This is a genomic window from Nesterenkonia halotolerans (genome assembly GCF_014874065.1).
GTDB classification, from domain to species: Bacteria; Actinomycetota; Actinomycetes; order Actinomycetales; family Micrococcaceae; genus Nesterenkonia; species Nesterenkonia halotolerans.
The window spans coordinates 79,579-96,210 of record NZ_JADBEE010000002.1 but is presented as its reverse complement, the minus strand read 5'-3'; the positions used below and the strand labels follow the sequence as shown (position 1 = coordinate 96,210).

Below are 16,632 nucleotides of genomic sequence, written 5' to 3'. Positions count from 1 at the left end.
CATCACAGGCCCGAAGCGCTGCGGTACCGGGGTAGCGTTGGACCATGTCCCCAGTCGTTCCCGCCGCCTCCTCGGCCACGCCCTCCGGCCCCTCGATCCGGGTGTTGATCGTGGACGACCAGTCCATGATCCGAGCCGGGTTCGCCGCGCTGCTCGACGCCCAGGAGGACATCAGCGTGACAGGCACGGCCTCGGACGGGGACGGGATCGTCGACGTCGTGCACAGCACCACCCCGGACGTGGTCCTCATGGACATCCGCATGCCCAAGGTCAACGGTCTCGAGGCCACCCGGCAGATCCTCGCCATGACCGGCACTCCCCCACGCATCCTGATGCTGACCACCTTCGACGCCGACGAGTACGTCTTCGACGCGCTGCGCGCCGGTGCCAGCGGATTCCTGCTCAAGGATGCGACCCCCGAGGAGCTCGTGCAGGCGGTGCGCGTGGTGGCCAGCGGCGATGCGCTGCTCTCGCCGAAGATCACCCGCACGCTGATCTCTGACTACGCCACGCGCCCCTCTGCGAGTCCGAAGCAGTCCGGCCTGGTCTCCGAGCTGACGGAGCGGGAGCGTGAGGTGATGACCGCCGTCGCCCGGGGCCGCTCCAACACCGAGATCGCCGCGGAGCTCTACCTGGCCGAGCAGACGGTCAAGACCCATGTCTCCCGGATCCTCACCAAGCTGGCCCTGCGGGACCGGACCCAGATGGTGGTCTACGCCTATGAATGCGGACTCGTGCGCGCCGGCGAGTGACGGCCCAGACGGCCCCCGCGGGATCTTCCCGAGGTTTTCAGGTCTGATTGAATAGCCGCATGTCCGATTCAACCCCCGCGCAGAGCTCCTCAGCCACCGACACCAGCCGCCCGACAGCTCCACGGGCGAAGCAGCTCCCGACCTCGCGCACCCACCACGGCGACACGTTCGTGGACCACTACGAATGGCTGCGCGAGAAGGACTCCGCCGAGGTCATCGAGCATCTTCACGCCGAGAACTCTTACGCCGAGGCAGTCACCGCGGACCAGCAGCCGCTGCGGGAGGCCATCTTCTCCGAGATCAAGCACCGCACCGTGGAGACCGACCTCTCGGTCCCCTCCCGTCGCGGCGACTGGTGGTACTTCACGCGCACCCTCGAGGGCGAGCAGCACGCCATCTACTGCCGGGTCCCCGCCGAGACCGACCAGGACCGGAACTCCGCGGCCGACGACGACGCCAACCGCGGGTCCTGGACCCCGCCACAGGTCCAGGCCGGCGTCACGCTCGCCGGCGAGGAGACCATCTTCGACACCAACGCCGAGGCGGCGAAGCATCCCTTCTACCAGCTCGGCGGAATGTCGCTCAGCGCCGAGGGGACGCTGCTGGCCTACTCCGAGGACACCTCCGGGGATGAGCTCTACACGCTGCGGTTCCGCGACCTGACCACCGGAGAGAACCTGCCGGAAGAGGTGGGCAGCGTCCATGGCGGGCCCGTGCTCGAACCCACCGGAGCGCGCGCCTACTACATGGTGGCCGATGCCGCCTGGCGGCCCCACCGGCTCTACATGCACACACTGGGAACGGCTGCAGAAGAGGACCGGCTGCTCCTGGAGATCATGGACGAGCAGCTCTGGACCGGTGTCGGGCTCTCGGCAGACAAGCGCGAGCTGCTCATCATCTCTGGGAACTCCGAGTACGACGAGTCCCGGCTGCTCGACGTCACTGACCCCGCGGCGGAGCCGGTGCTGCTGATCGGCGCCGAGCGGCGGATACTGCACAGCATCGACCCGATCGTGCTCGACGGCGAGCGCCTGCTGCTGGTCACCCACAACCAGGCCGGACCGAACAACGCACTCTCACTGACCACCGCAGCGGAGCTCACGGGACAGGCTGCCGACCGGCCGCTGGACCTGGGTCGGCTCGTGCTGCCTCATGAGGAGACCGTGAAGCTCGAGGGTGTGACCGTCACCGCCGCGCAGGTGATCGTCGCCGCGCGGCGCGACACCATCGAGTCGGTCCAGATGCTTTCCCTGGACACGCTGCGCGCGGCTCGCGAGGGCGCGGCTCCCGTGCTGACCTCCACACTGCCCGGGCCGGCCTTCGGCGAGGAGCTCTACACCTGCGCGGTCATCGCCGCCGAATACGAGGCCCCGCTCTTCCGGGTCGCCTATGAGTCCTGGCTGACCCCGACCCGGATCTATGACATCGATCATGCCGAGGGGACACCGGTGCTGCGCCGGGAGACCCCGGTCCATGACGTGGACCTCGACGCCTACCGCGCCACGCGCCTCTGGGCGCCGACGGGCGACACCCGGGCCGACGGCTCGGAGATCACAGTGCCGATCACGGTCCTGCACCACCGGGACGTGAGCGCCGACGGCAGCAATCCGACCTTGGTCTACGGCTACGGCTCCTATGAGATGAGCATGGACCCCAGCTTCGGGATCCCGAGGCTCTCGCTGCTGGACCGCGGCATCGTCTTCGCCATCGCCCATGTGCGTGGCGGCGGCGAGCTCGGCCGCGGCTGGTACGAGGACGGGAAGAAGCTGAAGAAGACCAACACCTTCACCGACTTCATCGCCGCCACCGACCACCTGGTCGCCCAGCGGTGGGCCGATCCTGCGCGGATCGCCACGCTCGGCGGCTCAGCGGGCGGGCTGCTCATGGGGGCGGTGGCCAATCTCGCCCCGGAGAAGTACGTGGCCATCTTGGCGCAGGTGCCCTTCGTGGACAATCTGACCTCGATCCTGGACCCGGAGCTGCCGCTCTCGGCGCTGGAGTGGGAGGAGTGGGGCAACCCGATCACCGACCCCGAGGTCTACCGGTACATGAAGTCCTACGCCCCCTACGAGAACGTCCGTGACGTCGAGTATCCGGCGATCGCCGCGGTGACCAGCCTCCACGACACCCGGGTGCTCTACGTGGAACCGGCCAAATGGGTCCAGGTCCTGCGCGAGCACCAGCAGGGTGACGCCCCCGTGGTGATGAAGATCGAGATGGACGGCGGGCACGGCGGCGCCTCAGGCCGGTACGAGAGCTGGAAGGAACGCGCCTGGGACTATGCCTTCCTCGCACATCACCTCGGTGCGGGCGGTCTGGTCCGATGAGCTCGACCGGTTCCGCCGCGGCCCAGGGGCCTGCTTCCGGACCTGCCCCCGGACCTGATTCCGGGCCGCAGGTGGACCCCGCCTTCGCCTGGGTCCAGGATCCGGAGCTCGTGGCGATCTACGACGTGGAGAACGCCGGTGGCTGGGACCACGAGTTCTACCTGGAGCTGCTCGAGGAGCTGGGTACCCGGCGGGTGGCCGACGTCGGCTGCGGGACCGGCGTGCTCGGTGTCCTGCTGGCCCAGCACGGGTTCCGGGTGGTCGGTGTGGATCCCTCGGCGGCGATGATCGACGTCGCCCGGGCTCGCAGCGCCCGAGCAGGGGTCGACGAGCAGGTCAGCTGGATCCATGGGTTCGCCGATCAGCTGGAGACCGGCACCGCAGATGCGGTGGTCATGGAGGGCCATGTGGCCCAGTACTTCCTCGAGCGGGCGGACTGGGACGCGGTCCTGGCGCAGGCCTGGCAAGCGCTGAGCCCCGGCGGACACCTGGCCTTCGAATCACGGAACCCCGCCGCCCTGGAGCTTGACGCCTGGGATGCCGAGTCCACGCGGGAGACGCAGCCGCATCCCGGCGGCGGAGAGTTCACCTCCTGGATGGAGATCGCCGGGGTGCGCCAGGATGCCGTGGACGGGCAGCTGATCACCGCCCGAGCGCATAACCTGCTGCCTGACGCCCGGGAGATCATCGCCGAGGAGACCCTGCGCTACCGCCCGCTTGCGGTGCTGCGGGAATCGCTGACCGCCGCCGGGTTCGAGATCCGGCAGCTCTGGGGAGACTGGGATCGCGAGGAGCTCAGCGAGGACTCCCCGGAGATGATCTTCCTGGCGCAGAAGCCGCTGAGCTGAGCGGGATCACCGGCGCAGGGCTCGCGCTGCCTGCCCATGCGGCGTGGTGCGCGCCAGCGGTTCCCCGTCCAGGCTCAGCACGAAGCCTGACTCCGCCTCGCTCTCCCGCGGCAGCTGCTCAGCGAAGCCCTCGATGATCCGGATCCCCTCATTGCTGACCCAGCGCACCCCTGCCGCTTCGACCTGGCTGCGGAACCGGCGTCGATCCTGCCTGTTCAGATAGGCGAGCACGGCGGTGTGGAACACCACCGGGGTCATGCCGGCAGGGACCTGATCGAGCACCTGGGCCAATCGGTCGTTGAGGTCTCCGGCGAACATCGCCGGAGGGTCCTGGGCCAGAATCTCTGCGCCGGCGCGGATCCGCGGGATGCGGTACTCCATGCCGGGCCAGATGAGCGACTCGAGCCAGCGCTGATCCTCCGCGTCGGTGAGGTCCAGCGGGTTCAGATCGATGCCTGCCCGGTAGCCCACGCGCGGCAGCGCCCGTGGGGCCTCCAGGCCGCTGAGCTCACAGCTCAGCTGCACCGCGCTGCGCAGCGCCCCCTCGGGTGGCACGAGTTCACGATCAGCCTGCCCGGCGCGGAGGTATCGGGTGGGCCACGCATCGGGGTAGAGGCAGAGACCGGCGGAGGCACCCACCTCGATCAGCGCGAGCGGCGCGTCGTCGTCCTGGATGACGGAGAAGGCAAGGTTCAGCGCAGCGATGCGACCGGGCTCGTTGGTCTGGGTCGCGCGACCGCGCATGGTCGCGGAGATCTCTGTCCAGCCGCTGAGGATCTGCGCGCGGGCCTGCGCCCACTGCTCGGCCTGCACCCCGTGGAACTGAGCGGAGGCGAAGAGGAGATTCGCCTGACGCTTCGCCGAGGGAAGTACAAGGAGCCGCTGCAGGAGCTCGGCGTCCTCGGCCACTCCCGCGGCCCATCGGGCGTAGCGCGGGGAGACCGGCGCGGCCTCGATCTCAGCGAAGACGCGGTAGTGCTCCTGGAGCTGCGTCAGGCCCCCAGCATCGGCTGATTCTCGGTCGGGCAGCTCGTGCATGATCAGGCCACCGGCCACGTCTCGATCCGGTGCGCGGAGTCCCAGAACATCCATTCGTACTGGCTGGCGCGGTGGTAGGCCCGATGCATGGCGGCGCGGGTCTCTTCGCTGGCGGTGGCGGCGAGCTCGTCGACGATCAGCCGGGCCCTCCGAGTGAGCTCGTGGAACTCCGGGTCGCCGTAGGCAGTGACCCAGTCGGCGTAGGGATGACCCTCCAGGGACCCGACGCGCGCCTTGAGGCGAGTGCCGACGTCGTCGTAGATCCAGAAGCAGGGCAGCACGCTGGCGGCGAGCACCGGCAGGGACCCGGCCGAGACCAGGGCGAGCTCGAAGGACGTGTAGGCCACCGTGGTGGGCGAGGGCGTGACGGCGGAGAAGTCCACGACGTGGGTGGCGTGCAGCGCGCGCTCCTCCTCGATCGCGCCGGCGGCCGCGCGGGACCAGAAGATGATGTGCTCGGGATCGGTGGACTGGGCCGCGCAGGCCGCGAGCGCCCGGGCGTAGCCGGTGAGGTACAGCGCGTCCTGGCCCATGTAGTTCTCGAAGATCGCGCGCGGAAGCGAACCGTCCTCGAGCTGCCGCAGGAACGGCAGCGCGTCGATCTCGCTCCGGATCCCGGCGGTCCGCTCCCAGGCCTGGTCGGTGAATGTCGCTGCGCTCATCGATTCCTCTCGTAGATCCGGTCCCCGCCTGCCCTGCCGTGCGCGGCAGGCCGGCCCACCCCCCAAGTTATCGTAGAGCTTTCGCATTATCGTTGAGCTATAGCTCTACGATTCGCTAGAGCTCTACGACAATCTCGCGGGTCGCGGGCGGGATCACGCGGCCGACGACGGCGCACCTGCCCTCCTCGGTAGACTCGCTGCTGTGATCGGATCAGATACTCCCAGCAGCCCGAACGACTCCTCCCCCGCGGTCCTGCCGCCGCAGGTCTCGGACATCTTCGACCCGTGGCAGTGGCGCGTGGTGGAGGGGTTCGACTTCACCGATGTCACGTATCACCGGCGGGTGCGCCGTGACGAGGCGGGGACGATCACCGCGGATCTCCCCGCGGTGCGGATCGCCTTCGACCGCCCCGAGGTGCGCAACGCCTTCCGTCCCGGCACCGTGGACGAGCTCTACCGGGCGCTGGACCACGCGCGGATGACCCCTGATGTGGGCGCCGTGCTGCTCACCGGAAACGGGCCCTCCCCCAAGGACGGCGGGCACAGCTTCTGCTCCGGCGGAGACCAGCGCATCCGCGGCCGCGACGGCTACCGCTACGCCGAGGGCGACACCGCCGAGACCATCGATCCGGCTCGCGCCGGCAGGCTCCACATCCTCGAGGTCCAGCGGCTCATCCGCACCATGCCCAAGGTGGTCATCGCCGTGGTCAACGGCTGGGCCGCAGGTGGCGGACACTCCCTGCACGTGGTGGCCGATCTGAGCATCGCCTCGCGCCAGCACGGGAAGTTCAAGCAGACCGACGCGACGGTGGGCTCCTTCGACGCGGGCTACGGCTCCGCACTGCTGGCCCGTCAGGTGGGGCAGAAGAAGGCCCGTGAGATCTTCTTCCTCGCCCGCGAGCACTCCGCCGAGGACATGGTGGCCGCGGGCGCGGTCAATGAGGCGGTGGACCATGAGCGTCTCGAAGAGGTTGCCCTGGAGTACGCCGCCGACATCGCAGGCCAGTCCCCGCAGGCCATCCGGATGCTGAAGTTCGCGTTCAACGCCGCCGACGACGGACTGGCAGGCCAGCAGGTCTTTGCCGGTGAGGCGACCCGCATGGGATACATGACCGACGAGGCTGTGGAAGGGCGTGACGCCTTCCTGGGCAAGCGCGAGCCGAACTGGTCCGAGTTCCCGTACTACTACTGAGTCCAGTGCCCATGTCTGCGCGCCGGAGCCAACCGGTCGGGTCGAGCTCCGCCTGCAAGAGAAAGTCGCGGCTCTCCTGAGGACCTCATTGGCCCGCCACGCATCGTGGGCAGGGGGTTCTGAGGGAAACCCCGACGCCCCCGCCCCCCTCGAGCAGGACTCCACGCTCACGTGTGAAGAGTCGGTCTAATTCCTGCTGAGAGCGGTGAGAAGCGCGGCAACTGCTTTGGCTCCTGGGTCTTCGACACCTAGAGAGGCAGCGTCAGGAACATAGGCGGCTCGACCGGCCTGGGCTGCGAATTCAGCCGTTCCTCGTGCACCTGATTCCGCCTCCCGTGCGGCTTCCACCAGTCCGCCACCCGCGTCCAGGACTCTGAATGCTGGGGCGATTGCGTCGATCATCGTGGAGTGTCCTTCTTCGGCGCCGCCATGGTGGATCATTGCGTTGAGCCCGGCACCCAGGGCATCTGCCCAGTTGGCGTCTCGAGCCAACACCTCCGACATAGCAGTCGTGAGTATCGCAAGAAGCACTCCCGAGGAGCCGCCCATGCGTGTTTCAAGGATTGTCGCGACGCGGTTCATGCCCGCGGCCTGGTCGGCGAATCCCAGAGTGCCCGCGTCGAGGTCCGCGAGGATAGCTTCGGCCCCAGCGCGGAACGTTGTTCCTGCATCGCCGTCTCCGGTGGACCTGTCAAGATCGTCGAGTACAGCCTTCAGCTCGATGAGCGTCAAGCACCCCTGCCTGACCCTCTCTTCAATCTGATTTCCGGAGGAAACGCCCATAGGTGTATCTCGTTGTTCCTGTTGTCTGCTCTTTGTTCGCCGAGGCGATTCCTTGACTTTCTTCGGGGCTGTCCAGGCAGGGGCCGTAGTCGGCCTCTCCAACGCAGCGACCAGGGCATCGTCTGCAGGCATGACCGTGACGGAGAACCCTTGCATTCCAAGAGATGTCATCACTCTCACCGGGCCGATGAAGCGTGCGATTCGGGACGGGCCAATCTGGCGAATCAGTTCATGAGTAAGAACAAGACCCTCCTGGGCTGAACATCCGCCGAGGTCGTTCAGCATGACCACCAGCTTCTGGGGCCCAGCATCGATCTCCAGAGACTCGAGAACCCGTGCGACCGCGTCGGCAGCACTGTCAACAGAGATGGTCTTGGCGCCAGGTTCGTTGTGGATTCCCATGCCCAGCTCGGCGCCACGCTCGAGATCAGGAGCGCCACCTGGCAGCTGAACCGGCCCAAGGGCCAGCCCGATGGTGCGAATCGACGCCGCCGCCCGGCGAGCAGCGTCTGCTACTTCAGTGAGATCCTCGCCCGCCGACGCAGCGGCTCCCGCCACCTTGTGCACCAATATCGTGCCGGCGAGCCCGCGCGGCTGCGCGAAGCCAGGGAGTGCTACATCGTCAGCAACGAGGACGGTTTCGACCTTGTAGCCCTCTTGACGCGCGCGCTCAGCAGCAAGCCCGAAGTTCAGGCGATCACCGGTGTAGTTCTTGATCACCAGCAGGCACCCAGCCGTACCGGCAACATGCCGAATACCCTCCAGCACTGCGGTCACCGAGGGAGAGGAGAAGATCTCGCCAGGTATGGCCGCGTCCAACATTCCCTCACCAATGAAGCCGGCATGCGCAGGCTCATGACCTGATCCACCACCTGAGATGACGGCGACTCGAGATGGGTCACGCTCTGACGCGGCTCCTACGAGAACTGTTGTCCCTTCAGAAGTCTCAAGCTCTTCCAACTCAAGAGTCTGCGTCATGGCCGAAAGCATTTCGGGCACCAAAGTCTCGCGAGAGTTATAGAACGACATCGAGCTCCCCCATCAGTGTCATGAAGCATGCGCGTGAGCCGCCTGGAGGTGATGTCCAAGCGATGGATTGTGAAGAGTAACACACCACAATCTGTGGACCGGACGCAGTTCGGCCAGGGAACACCAGAGCCCCTGACGTGGGGTGGCCGCTCAACGCCAGGAGGAGATCAGGCTCATCGCCTCTGCCCGGGTGGCTGCTTCTCTCAACTGCCCCCGCACCGCCGAGGTGATGGTCTTCGCCCCGGGTTTAGCGACTCCCCTCATGGACATGCAGAGATGCTCGGCCTCCAGCACCACGATGGCTCCCCTCGGCCTCAGATGCTCCATCAGGGAGTTGACCACCTGCGTGGTCAGCTGCTCCTGGACCTGAGGTCGCTTGCTGAACACGTCGACCAACCGTGCCAGAGCTCCGAGCCCCGCGACGTTGCCGCCCACCGCCGGCAGGTAGCCGATGTGAGCCACTCCGAAGAAGGGCACCAGGTGGTGTTCACACATGGAGTAGAAGGAGATGCCCCGGACCAGGACCATCTCCTCATGGCCGGCCTCGAAGGTCGACCCGAAGAGCTCCGCCGGATCCTGACGCATACCGACGAACGCCTCCTGATAGGCCCGCGCGACACGGGCAGGGGTGTCACGCAGGCCCTCCCTGGAAGGGTCCTCTCCCACGGCCAGCAGCACCTCACGAATCGCATCCTCAATCCGTTCAAGATCCACCTCGCCGCACAAGGCCGGAGCTGCCCTGTCCTCGATCCGCACATCCGTCATCTCGCTCCTCACGGCGAATTCCTCAGTTCAACGCGCTCTGGGGAGGGCTCAGCTGCCGAGCTGCCTCTCGTCATAGTCGGCAATCCAGTCGGCCGTGGTCTCCATCCCGCCGAAGGTGTAGAAGTGGAGCTTCACATCACCAGATTCGGCGGTGAGCCCCTTCTGCAGATCCCGGATCAGCCGCTCCGGTCCGGCAGTCCCCAGCAGGTTCGTCATGGAGAATCCATACTTGCGGGCGATGCCCGCCGACGTTGAGACCCCAAAGCGTTTGGCGTAGGTCATCAGCCGCTTGATCCCGGCGGGGCCAGGCACGCCGATCCGGATGGGAAGGTCGATTCCCCGAGCGCGGACCTCCCGGATCCAGTCATGGATCGGGTCTACGTCGAACCCGAACTGGGTGAGGATGGTGCCCGAGAGACCCTGCTCCTGAAGCGCCGCGACCTTGGCCTCCAGCACAGACCAGAGCTCGGAATCGGCGATGTCCGGATGGCCCTCGGGGTATCCCGCGATCGAGATGTGGGTGAATCCATGCTCCGCCGGAAGGCCTGAGCGGATGAGATCCAGGGCCGACGCGTAGGGCCCCATGGGTTCGGAGGGGTCTCCTCCGACGGTGAAGAGGTGGGTAGTTCCCACCTGGCCCCGCAAGGCGTCCAGGAACTCGACGAACTCATCCTTGGACGACATTCTCCGAGCCGCCACGTGCGACACGGGGGTCAACCCGGCGTCGTGAACGGCCTTGGCGGCTGCCACGCGCATCTCGAGGTTCTCGTTTCCCAGGAACGTCACATTGACGCGGGTCCCGGGTCTGATCTTGGGCGCGGCCGCCAGCAGCGCGTCCACATCTTTTCCCGTCATCTCGAGTGACGGGTCCGTCATCACGGACGCTGTTGAGTCACTGTTCATCGCCATCTTGATCACCCTTGTCTCCCATAGTCCTCGTCTCGGAGGTCACCGATCCGTGATGCCGTGCTTGCGTCGTCCCGCCGAGGCGACCTCCTCCGGAGGGAGGTCCGCGAGGCTTCTGCTGTGTGGCCCGGTCTCGGCGCGCTCAGAAGACGATCGTGGCGGAGCCGTCGCGCAGAACCCGGTCTTCGCAGTGCGCCTGGACCGCGGATGAGAGGACCCGCCGTTCGACGTCTGCGCCTCGTCGCTGAAGGTCTGCAGCAGTATCTCGGTGCGACACCGCGATGACGTCCTGAGCGATGATAGGGCCTTCGTCCAGGTCCTTGGTCACATAATGAGCCGTCGCTCCCACCAGCTTCACACCGCGCTCCTTGGCCTTGCGGTAGGGCGCTGCCCCGATGAAGGCGGGGAGGAACGAGTGATGGATGTTGATGACGGGCGCTCCGAGACCCTCGATGAAGTCCTCGGTGAGTATCTGCATGTACCGAGCAAGCACGACGAGGTCTACATTTCCCTTCAGCAGCTCAAGCTGCCGGGCCTCCACCTCCTCCCGTGGCTTGCCGGCAGTGGGCGTGTGGAAGAAGGGGATGCCGAGGGAGCGAACATCTTCGTCCAGACCAGTGTGGTTGGAGATGACCATGGCGATGTCGACCGGCAGCTCACCCCGCCGATAGCGCCAGAGCAGGTCGAGTACGCAGTGATCTGAGGTGGAGGCCATCACCGCGATGCGCTTCTTCTTGGAGGCATCCACCAGCGAGTGATCGAGACGGAATCTCTTGAGGGCCTCACCGAGTTTGTCCTCCAGCGCAGGCAGCTCCGCTGAGAGGTGGGGCATCGAGAACACTGTTCGCTGGAAGAAGCGTCCTCCGTCCGGGTCACTCGTGTGCTGGTCCAGGGAGATGATGTTTGCACCGGCCGCCGACAGTATGTCCGTGATGGCGGCCACTATCCCGGGCTCATCGGTGCCGTACACAAGAAGCCTGCCGACATCTGAGAACAGCTCGTGCTTCTCTGCGCCCATGGGTGTTCCTTTCAATCCAGGTCTCTTCCGTCGAGGGGCCCGAAGACGTGCCGACCGCCCTGAGTATCAGCAGCGGCCGGCACGCCCACGTGATCCAGCTCGGGCCTCAGTTCCCTCACGCTGGGTCCGCAGATCCACAGAGCCATCTCGGAGGACCACAGAGGCGGAACCCTCCGAGTCCGTCAGGACGCGGTCCCGGTCCGCCAACCGCCGTGGTACTCCTTGCGTGCCACGACGGAGAACGGCACCGGGCTCACGATTGCTCGCACCTCGATCTGTTCGTGGGGTTCCACCGTGGGCTTGGAGGTTCCTCCGTCGGGCTCGCCCCACAACACTGTGACCTCAGCACCTTCTGGGACCTCCGGAGAGACGGTGGCCAGAGAGATGGCGCGGCGATCGTTCGAGGTGTAACCGGTGAACATCGAGAAGCCGACATTCGTGCCATCGGCATCGAGCACCGAGTCATAGTTGGAGGAGCCGTACTGGGCCATGGGCAGATCGAAGTACTTGTACTGGGGCCCGTCGACGTCGACCAGTGAACCCCAGATCTTCTTCATGTCTTCGCTGTTCCAGGACAGCGTGACCTTTCGACGCTGGGCGGCCGGATCCACCTTCTCCAACGCCTCACGCCCGATGAACTCATGGTCGAACTTCACGAAGTTGCCGTAGCCGAGTTCCCATGGGGTCAGGTAATAGTCCTCGATTGAACTGCCGACGAAACTCCCGGCAATCGCATTCACGGCCTCGTAGCTGTCGGCGCCCAGCCATTCGCGATATCCCCGCATCTCTTCGCCCGAATAGATGGCCGGAAGGGGAGAGGGGATCCATCCGGATTCGATCGTGTTGGAAGAGTATGTGCGTGAGCCGACGGGCACGATGCCGAACTCTGCTCCCTGTTCCAGGATCGCGTCACGGATGCGGAAGTAGTCCTCGTAGGGGCCCCAGAGCTCCAGGCCCGGGGCTCCGGCCATACCGTGACGCAGGGTCCGCACCTGGGTGCCATCGACCTGCATGTGCGACATGTTGAAGAACTTCAGCTGCTCCAACGAACCGCCGTGGAGCTTCTCGATCACCTGCCACGCATTGGGGCCCTGGATCTGGAAACGCCAGAACTTGCGCTGGACCGGACGTCCCAGCGGGTGGGAGGGAGAACGACGATCAACCTCGACATTGACGTTGTAACCGCCCGTCTCCGCGTGGAAGATCAGCCAGTTCGCAGCAGGCGAGCGCCCGACGTAGATGAACGTCTCCTCGGCCTCTCGGAAGACGATCCCGTCGCCGATCACGTGACCGGAGTGCGAGGTGGGAACGTACTGCTTCGCCTTGTTGACCGCGAAATTGGCCACGGAGTTGACCGCAGTGTCCGAGATCAGCTTCAGAGCATCGGGGCCCTCGATGATCAGGTTATCCATGTGGTGAGACTGATCAAAGAGCACGGCGGAATTGCGCCAGGCCTGCTGTTCGGTCCGCCAGTTGGAGAACTCCGTCGGCACGACCGGGTAGACGTAGGCACCCAGCTGAGAGTTGCGCAGCAGGTCCACGGTGCTGCTCGAACCGTCCAGGACATCCTGCAATGACCGGTGAGTCATGTGTATCTCCTTCCCCGTGAGACCGACTCACGGGCATGTTTTGGACATTCCCGACGAAAGGACCTCTGACGGCGCCGTCGGTGAACAACTCGCTTCATGTGTTTCTCGTCACATCGACGTTCCGAGAATATAGCTATGTAGGTAGTTATGTCTAGGCCCGATCTTTCGTTGCTGAGACTCCGACGGCGACTGTGAAGAGGGCCATGTCGAACTCGACGTCGTGGTTGTCGCCGGCACCGAGCACGTCCTTCACTGCGCTGAGGAGCTCAGTTGCTAATCTGTTGCCATGCCTTGGGTCGCGTGGGTCGCCATTATCGCCATCATTGTGTTCGGCCTCACCCAGATCGTGAGCATGGCCACCGGCCGACCGCTCCCCTGGGGCTCGGATTCGGAGGAGGAGATCGAGGCGCTGCGCAAACGGCTGAAGAAGCTGGAGAAGCGCGGCGATCCCGAGCTCGAGGGCCCGAAGATCCCCACCAAGTCCGAGGAGAACATGTCAGCCGAGGACCGCTGGCGCCTGGACATGCTGGAGGCTCGTCTCGAGGAGCTCGAGAAGCAGAAGAGGGATCAGAAGGACACGAAGGACGACGGCGGCAGCTGAGTGTCAGAGACAACCCACAGTCCCGACTCATGGGTGCCCGAGTCACTTGCCGCGCTCCGGAACTCCCTGGACGGCACGCATTCCCCGATCGAGTTCCTTCCCGGCAACCCCGCGGAGAGCCCGGGCTGGACCCTCCGCGCGGATGTGTCCCCCGGCCAGGCTGCTGCGATCGTGCGCACCTCCGGGTCCACGGGTACGCCGAAGCAGACACTGCTCAGCGCTGATGCCCTGCAGTCCTCGGCACAAGCCACGGCCGAGGCGCTCGGCGGACACGGCCAGTGGCTGCTCACCCTGCAGCCGAGCTACGTGGCCGGACTGGCAGTGCTCAGCCGCAGCCTGATGGCAGGAACCACACCGGTCCCGCTGCTGCACGACACCACGGATCCTGTCTCCTTCACCCGCGCGGCCATGCGGCTCGAGAGCGAACGCCGCTACGTCTCCCTGGTCCCCACCCAGCTGCAGCGGCTGTTGGACCACGTGCCGGCCGATGCCGATCTCGCCGGAGCGCTCCGCCGCTTCGATGTCATCCTGCTCGGCGGGGGTCCCAGCTCCCCCGCGCTTCTGGAAACCGCAGCACGTCATGGGCTGACCGTGGTGCGCACCTATGGGATGAGCGAGACCAGCGGCGGATGCGTCTACGACGGACGCCCGCTGCCCGGGGTCCGACTCAGCGCCGAAGACTCCGGGCGGGTGCGGATCAGCGGGCCGATGGTCGCCTCTGGGTACCTGGGCGATGAGGACCTCAGCGCGGCTCACTTCGGCCGGGACCCAGACACCGGGCTGCGCAGCTTCCTGACCGACGATCTGGGCGAGGTGGACACCGATCCCGACGGACAGCGACTGAGCATCTCCGGCCGCGCGGATGATGTGATCATCACGGGAGGAGTCAAGGTCTCCGCCGCGCGCATCCGCGAAGCCCTGCTGACCCACCCTCAGGTCCGCGATGCCTTCGTCGGCCCCGCGCCCGACGCCGACTGGGGGCAGACCGTCAGTGCCACCGTCGTCCCCCACACTCAGGACATGCACTCGCAGCTGCAGCGAGAGCTGCAGGAGCTGGTCCGCTCTGCTCTGGGTGCCCCGGCGTCCCCCAAGCGCCTGATCGTGCTGAACGAGCTGCCGCTGCTGGCCAACGGCAAGCCTGACCGCCAGCAGCTGCTGCAGCTGCTCGCCGAGGACCCGAGACAACAGGAACGAGAGGTCACCCCGTGGCAACTGTGAAGGAATGGATCGCTGGCTCCCGGCCGCGCACGCTGCCGCTGGCGGTGGCGCCGGTGATCATCGGAGCCGCCGCGGCGCACGCCCTGGGGCACTTCGATGTGCTCATCGGGGCACTGGCGCTGGTGGTGGCGCTGGCCCTGCAGATCGGGGTCAACTACGCCAACGACTACTCGGACGGGATCCGCGGCACCGATGACGTGCGGGTCGGTCCGATGCGGCTGACCGGCTCAGGGGCGGCGAAGCCCCAGCAGGTCAAGGACGCCGCCTTCTTGAACTTCGGGCTCGCTTCCCTGGCGGGTCTGATCATCGTGATCCTGACCGGCATGTGGTGGATGCTCGCAGTGGGCGCCGCCTGCGTGCTGGCAGCGTGGTGGTACACCGGCGGCTCCAAGCCCTACGGCTACCGCGGGCTGGGCGAGATCATGGTCTTCGTCTTCTTTGGCCTCGTCGCCACGCTGGGGACCACCTGGGCGATGGCGGCTCAGCTCAGCCTGGCGGCAATCCTTGGAGCCGTGAGCTCGGGACTGATCGCCTCGGCGCTGCTCATGGCGAACAATGTGCGCGACATCCCCACAGACGCCGAGGTGGGCAAGCGGACCCTCGCCGTCCGCCTGGGTGAGCGCCGCGCGCGGATGAGCTACATCCTGATGATCGGCATCGCGCTGGTGCTGCCGCTGATCCTGCTGCCACAGAGCTGGTGGTTCCTGCTGATCCTGCTCGCCTGGCCGCTTGCGCTGGGACCGGCGCGCATCATGGGCTCGGCGGAGAAGAAGGGCGCCGCGCTGATTCGGGTGCTGCAGCTGACCAGCATCATCGGCATGGCCTTCGCGATCACCTACGCCGCCGCGCTCGTGCTCAGCTGACTTGCGCTCCTGCGCTCAGCTGGAGCGGGAGTCGGGCCGGGAGGAGCCGGTCTCGCCGTCGTCCTCGGAGTCTTTTCGGTCCTGCTCGCCACCCTCCGCCGCGTGGCCATCAGCACTGTGCTGCGTCGAGCCGGTGCCGTTGGAGGATGACCCACCCGAGGCTGCCGCGTCGGCCGCTTCGCCGAGCTGCTTCTCCTGATCCGCACGGGCCTGCGCCTCAGGCGAGAGCGCCTCAGGATCTTTCGTCCCGGAATCCTGCTCTGAAGAATCCTGCGCCTTCTGTTCCTGCTGGCGACGCTCCTTGCGGCGGAGTTCGGCCTCGCGCTGGCGCTTCTCCTCTTCGCGCTGGCGGTGCCGACGCTGGATCTCCACCTGACGCAGAAAGTCAGGATCATCATCCGGTGAGCTGGGACGCCGCTGCGCCTGGCTTCCCTTCTTCGGGGCGCGGACGCGGCCGAAGCCCAGCCAGAGACCAGCTCCGACGATCGGCAGCAGGACGATCACTGCGATCCAGGCGATCTTGGGCAGAACGCGGATGCGATGCCGCGGCGTCTGCAGGCATTCGATCAGGCTGTAGATCAACAGCCCGAGGCCCACAATTGCCAGCCCGATAATGATCCTCAACATCCCTCCAGGGTAGTTGATCGGCCAGCTCGGATTCACCAGCGAGCAGACCTAGACTGGGGCCATGTCCGTGCTGAAATACTCTCTGCTGCGCCTCGGCGCCTTCTTCATCGTCTTCGCCGCATGTCTGCTGCTCGACCTGGGAACCTATACGGTGCTCTTCGCCCTGATCGTGGGCCTCGTCGTCTCCTGGGCCGTGGGGTACCTGTTCTTCAACCGGCTGCGCCTGGCCGCCGGTGAGCAGCTCGCGCGGCGCTTCGGCGGTGGGCGGAAGCTGGGTGTTGCGGAACATGACGACAACACTGCAGAGGATGCCCTGGCCGAGGACTTCAATCAGACCCAGGAGCAGATCCGCCGACAGTCAGGGACCTCCGGGCCCGAATCGTCCACGGACCCGCAGACCCGCTGAGCCGCTCA

Annotated in this window: 16 protein-coding genes; 8 read left to right on the top strand and 8 right to left on the bottom strand. The window is 66.3% G+C overall.

The window, feature by feature from the left end; genetic code table 11:
* Positions 1 to 44: 44 nt before the first annotated feature.
* Genes H4W26_RS10595 through H4W26_RS10585 form a run of 3 tightly spaced genes read left to right on the top strand, consistent with a single transcriptional unit; the run spans position 45 to position 3,927 of the window.
* A complete protein-coding gene (locus H4W26_RS10595; RefSeq protein ID WP_192592207.1) occupies positions 45 to 752 on the top strand; it encodes a response regulator in 708 nt (235 codons plus the stop codon).
* A 59-nt stretch (positions 753 to 811) separates the two neighbouring features.
* Complete coding sequence (locus H4W26_RS10590) at positions 812 to 3,079, top strand: S9 family peptidase (protein WP_192592206.1); 2,268 nt, start codon at positions 812 to 814, stop codon at positions 3,077 to 3,079.
* Positions 3,076 to 3,927 carry a class I SAM-dependent methyltransferase gene (locus H4W26_RS10585; protein WP_192592205.1) on the top strand — a complete coding sequence of 284 codons (852 nt, stop codon included), beginning with the start codon at positions 3,076 to 3,078 and terminating at the stop codon, positions 3,925 to 3,927. Before H4W26_RS10590 ends, H4W26_RS10585 begins: the two co-directional genes overlap by 4 nt.
* A gap of 6 nt (positions 3,928 to 3,933) precedes the next feature.
* Here the strand turns inward: H4W26_RS10585 and H4W26_RS10580 are convergent, their stop codons facing one another.
* Positions 3,934 to 5,019 carry a DUF2332 domain-containing protein gene (locus H4W26_RS10580; RefSeq protein WP_192592204.1) on the bottom strand — a complete coding sequence of 362 codons (1,086 nt, stop codon included), beginning with the start codon at positions 5,017 to 5,019 and terminating at the stop codon, positions 3,934 to 3,936.
* Positions 4,968 to 5,627: a TenA family protein gene (locus H4W26_RS10575; protein WP_192592203.1), complete on the bottom strand. Its 660-nt coding sequence runs from the start codon at positions 5,625 to 5,627 to the stop codon at positions 4,968 to 4,970. The genes H4W26_RS10580 and H4W26_RS10575 overlap by 52 nt, the downstream gene beginning before the upstream one ends.
* Positions 5,628 to 5,829: 202 nt before the next feature.
* Between H4W26_RS10575 and H4W26_RS10570 the strand changes: the two genes are divergently transcribed.
* Positions 5,830 to 6,819: a 1,4-dihydroxy-2-naphthoyl-CoA synthase gene (locus H4W26_RS10570; protein ID WP_318779862.1), complete on the top strand. Its 990-nt coding sequence runs from the start codon at positions 5,830 to 5,832 to the stop codon at positions 6,817 to 6,819.
* Positions 6,820 to 7,005: 186 nt separating this feature from the next.
* Here H4W26_RS10570 and H4W26_RS10565 read toward each other — a convergent pair whose 3' ends face one another.
* The 5 genes from H4W26_RS10565 to ligM all read right to left on the bottom strand — a co-directional run bounded on the left by H4W26_RS10565 (position 7,006) and on the right by ligM (position 12,909).
* Positions 7,006 to 8,631, bottom strand: coding sequence for a dihydroxyacetone kinase subunit DhaK (locus tag H4W26_RS10565; protein WP_192592202.1), 1,626 nt, complete (start codon positions 8,629 to 8,631; stop codon positions 7,006 to 7,008).
* A 150-nt stretch (positions 8,632 to 8,781) separates the two neighbouring features.
* Positions 8,782 to 9,396 (bottom strand): GTP cyclohydrolase I FolE, encoded by a 615-nt coding sequence (gene folE / locus H4W26_RS10560; RefSeq protein WP_192592201.1) that lies wholly within the window; start codon positions 9,394 to 9,396, stop codon positions 8,782 to 8,784.
* Between the two features lie 48 nt (positions 9,397 to 9,444).
* A complete protein-coding gene (locus H4W26_RS10555; RefSeq protein WP_318779861.1) occupies positions 9,445 to 10,305 on the bottom strand; it encodes a methylenetetrahydrofolate reductase in 861 nt (286 codons plus the stop codon).
* Positions 10,306 to 10,444: 139 nt separating this feature from the next.
* A complete protein-coding gene (gene purU / locus H4W26_RS10550; RefSeq protein WP_192592200.1) occupies positions 10,445 to 11,320 on the bottom strand; it encodes a formyltetrahydrofolate deformylase in 876 nt (291 codons plus the stop codon).
* Between the two features lie 182 nt (positions 11,321 to 11,502).
* On the bottom strand, positions 11,503 to 12,909 hold the full coding sequence (gene ligM, locus H4W26_RS10545; RefSeq protein ID WP_192592199.1) for a vanillate/3-O-methylgallate O-demethylase: 1,407 nt from the start codon (positions 12,907 to 12,909) through the stop codon (positions 11,503 to 11,505).
* A 286-nt stretch (positions 12,910 to 13,195) separates the two neighbouring features.
* Here ligM and H4W26_RS10540 point away from each other — a divergent pair, with 286 nt between their 5' ends.
* From H4W26_RS10540 to H4W26_RS10530, 3 genes are read left to right on the top strand one after another with little or no spacing between them, the layout of a single operon-like run.
* A complete protein-coding gene (locus H4W26_RS10540; protein ID WP_192592198.1) occupies positions 13,196 to 13,510 on the top strand; it encodes an SND2/TMEM208 family protein in 315 nt (104 codons plus the stop codon).
* Positions 13,511 to 14,728: an AMP-binding protein gene (locus H4W26_RS10535; RefSeq protein WP_192592197.1), complete on the top strand. Its 1,218-nt coding sequence runs from the start codon at positions 13,511 to 13,513 to the stop codon at positions 14,726 to 14,728.
* Positions 14,716 to 15,591 (top strand): 1,4-dihydroxy-2-naphthoate polyprenyltransferase, encoded by an 876-nt coding sequence (locus H4W26_RS10530; RefSeq protein WP_192592196.1) that lies wholly within the window; start codon positions 14,716 to 14,718, stop codon positions 15,589 to 15,591. Before H4W26_RS10535 ends, H4W26_RS10530 begins: the two co-directional genes overlap by 13 nt.
* A gap of 15 nt (positions 15,592 to 15,606) precedes the next feature.
* Here the strand turns inward: H4W26_RS10530 and H4W26_RS10525 are convergent, their stop codons facing one another.
* Complete coding sequence (locus H4W26_RS10525; RefSeq protein ID WP_192592195.1) at positions 15,607 to 16,218, bottom strand: PLD nuclease N-terminal domain-containing protein; 612 nt, start codon at positions 16,216 to 16,218, stop codon at positions 15,607 to 15,609.
* Positions 16,219 to 16,279: 61 nt separating this feature from the next.
* On the opposite strand from H4W26_RS10525, the gene H4W26_RS10520 reads away from it, so the two are divergent.
* The gene (locus H4W26_RS10520) at positions 16,280 to 16,624 is read left to right on the top strand and encodes a DUF4229 domain-containing protein (RefSeq protein ID WP_192592194.1); all 345 of its coding nucleotides are present in this window, start codon (positions 16,280 to 16,282) and stop codon (positions 16,622 to 16,624) included.
* The last annotated feature ends 8 nt before the right edge of the window (positions 16,625 to 16,632 follow it).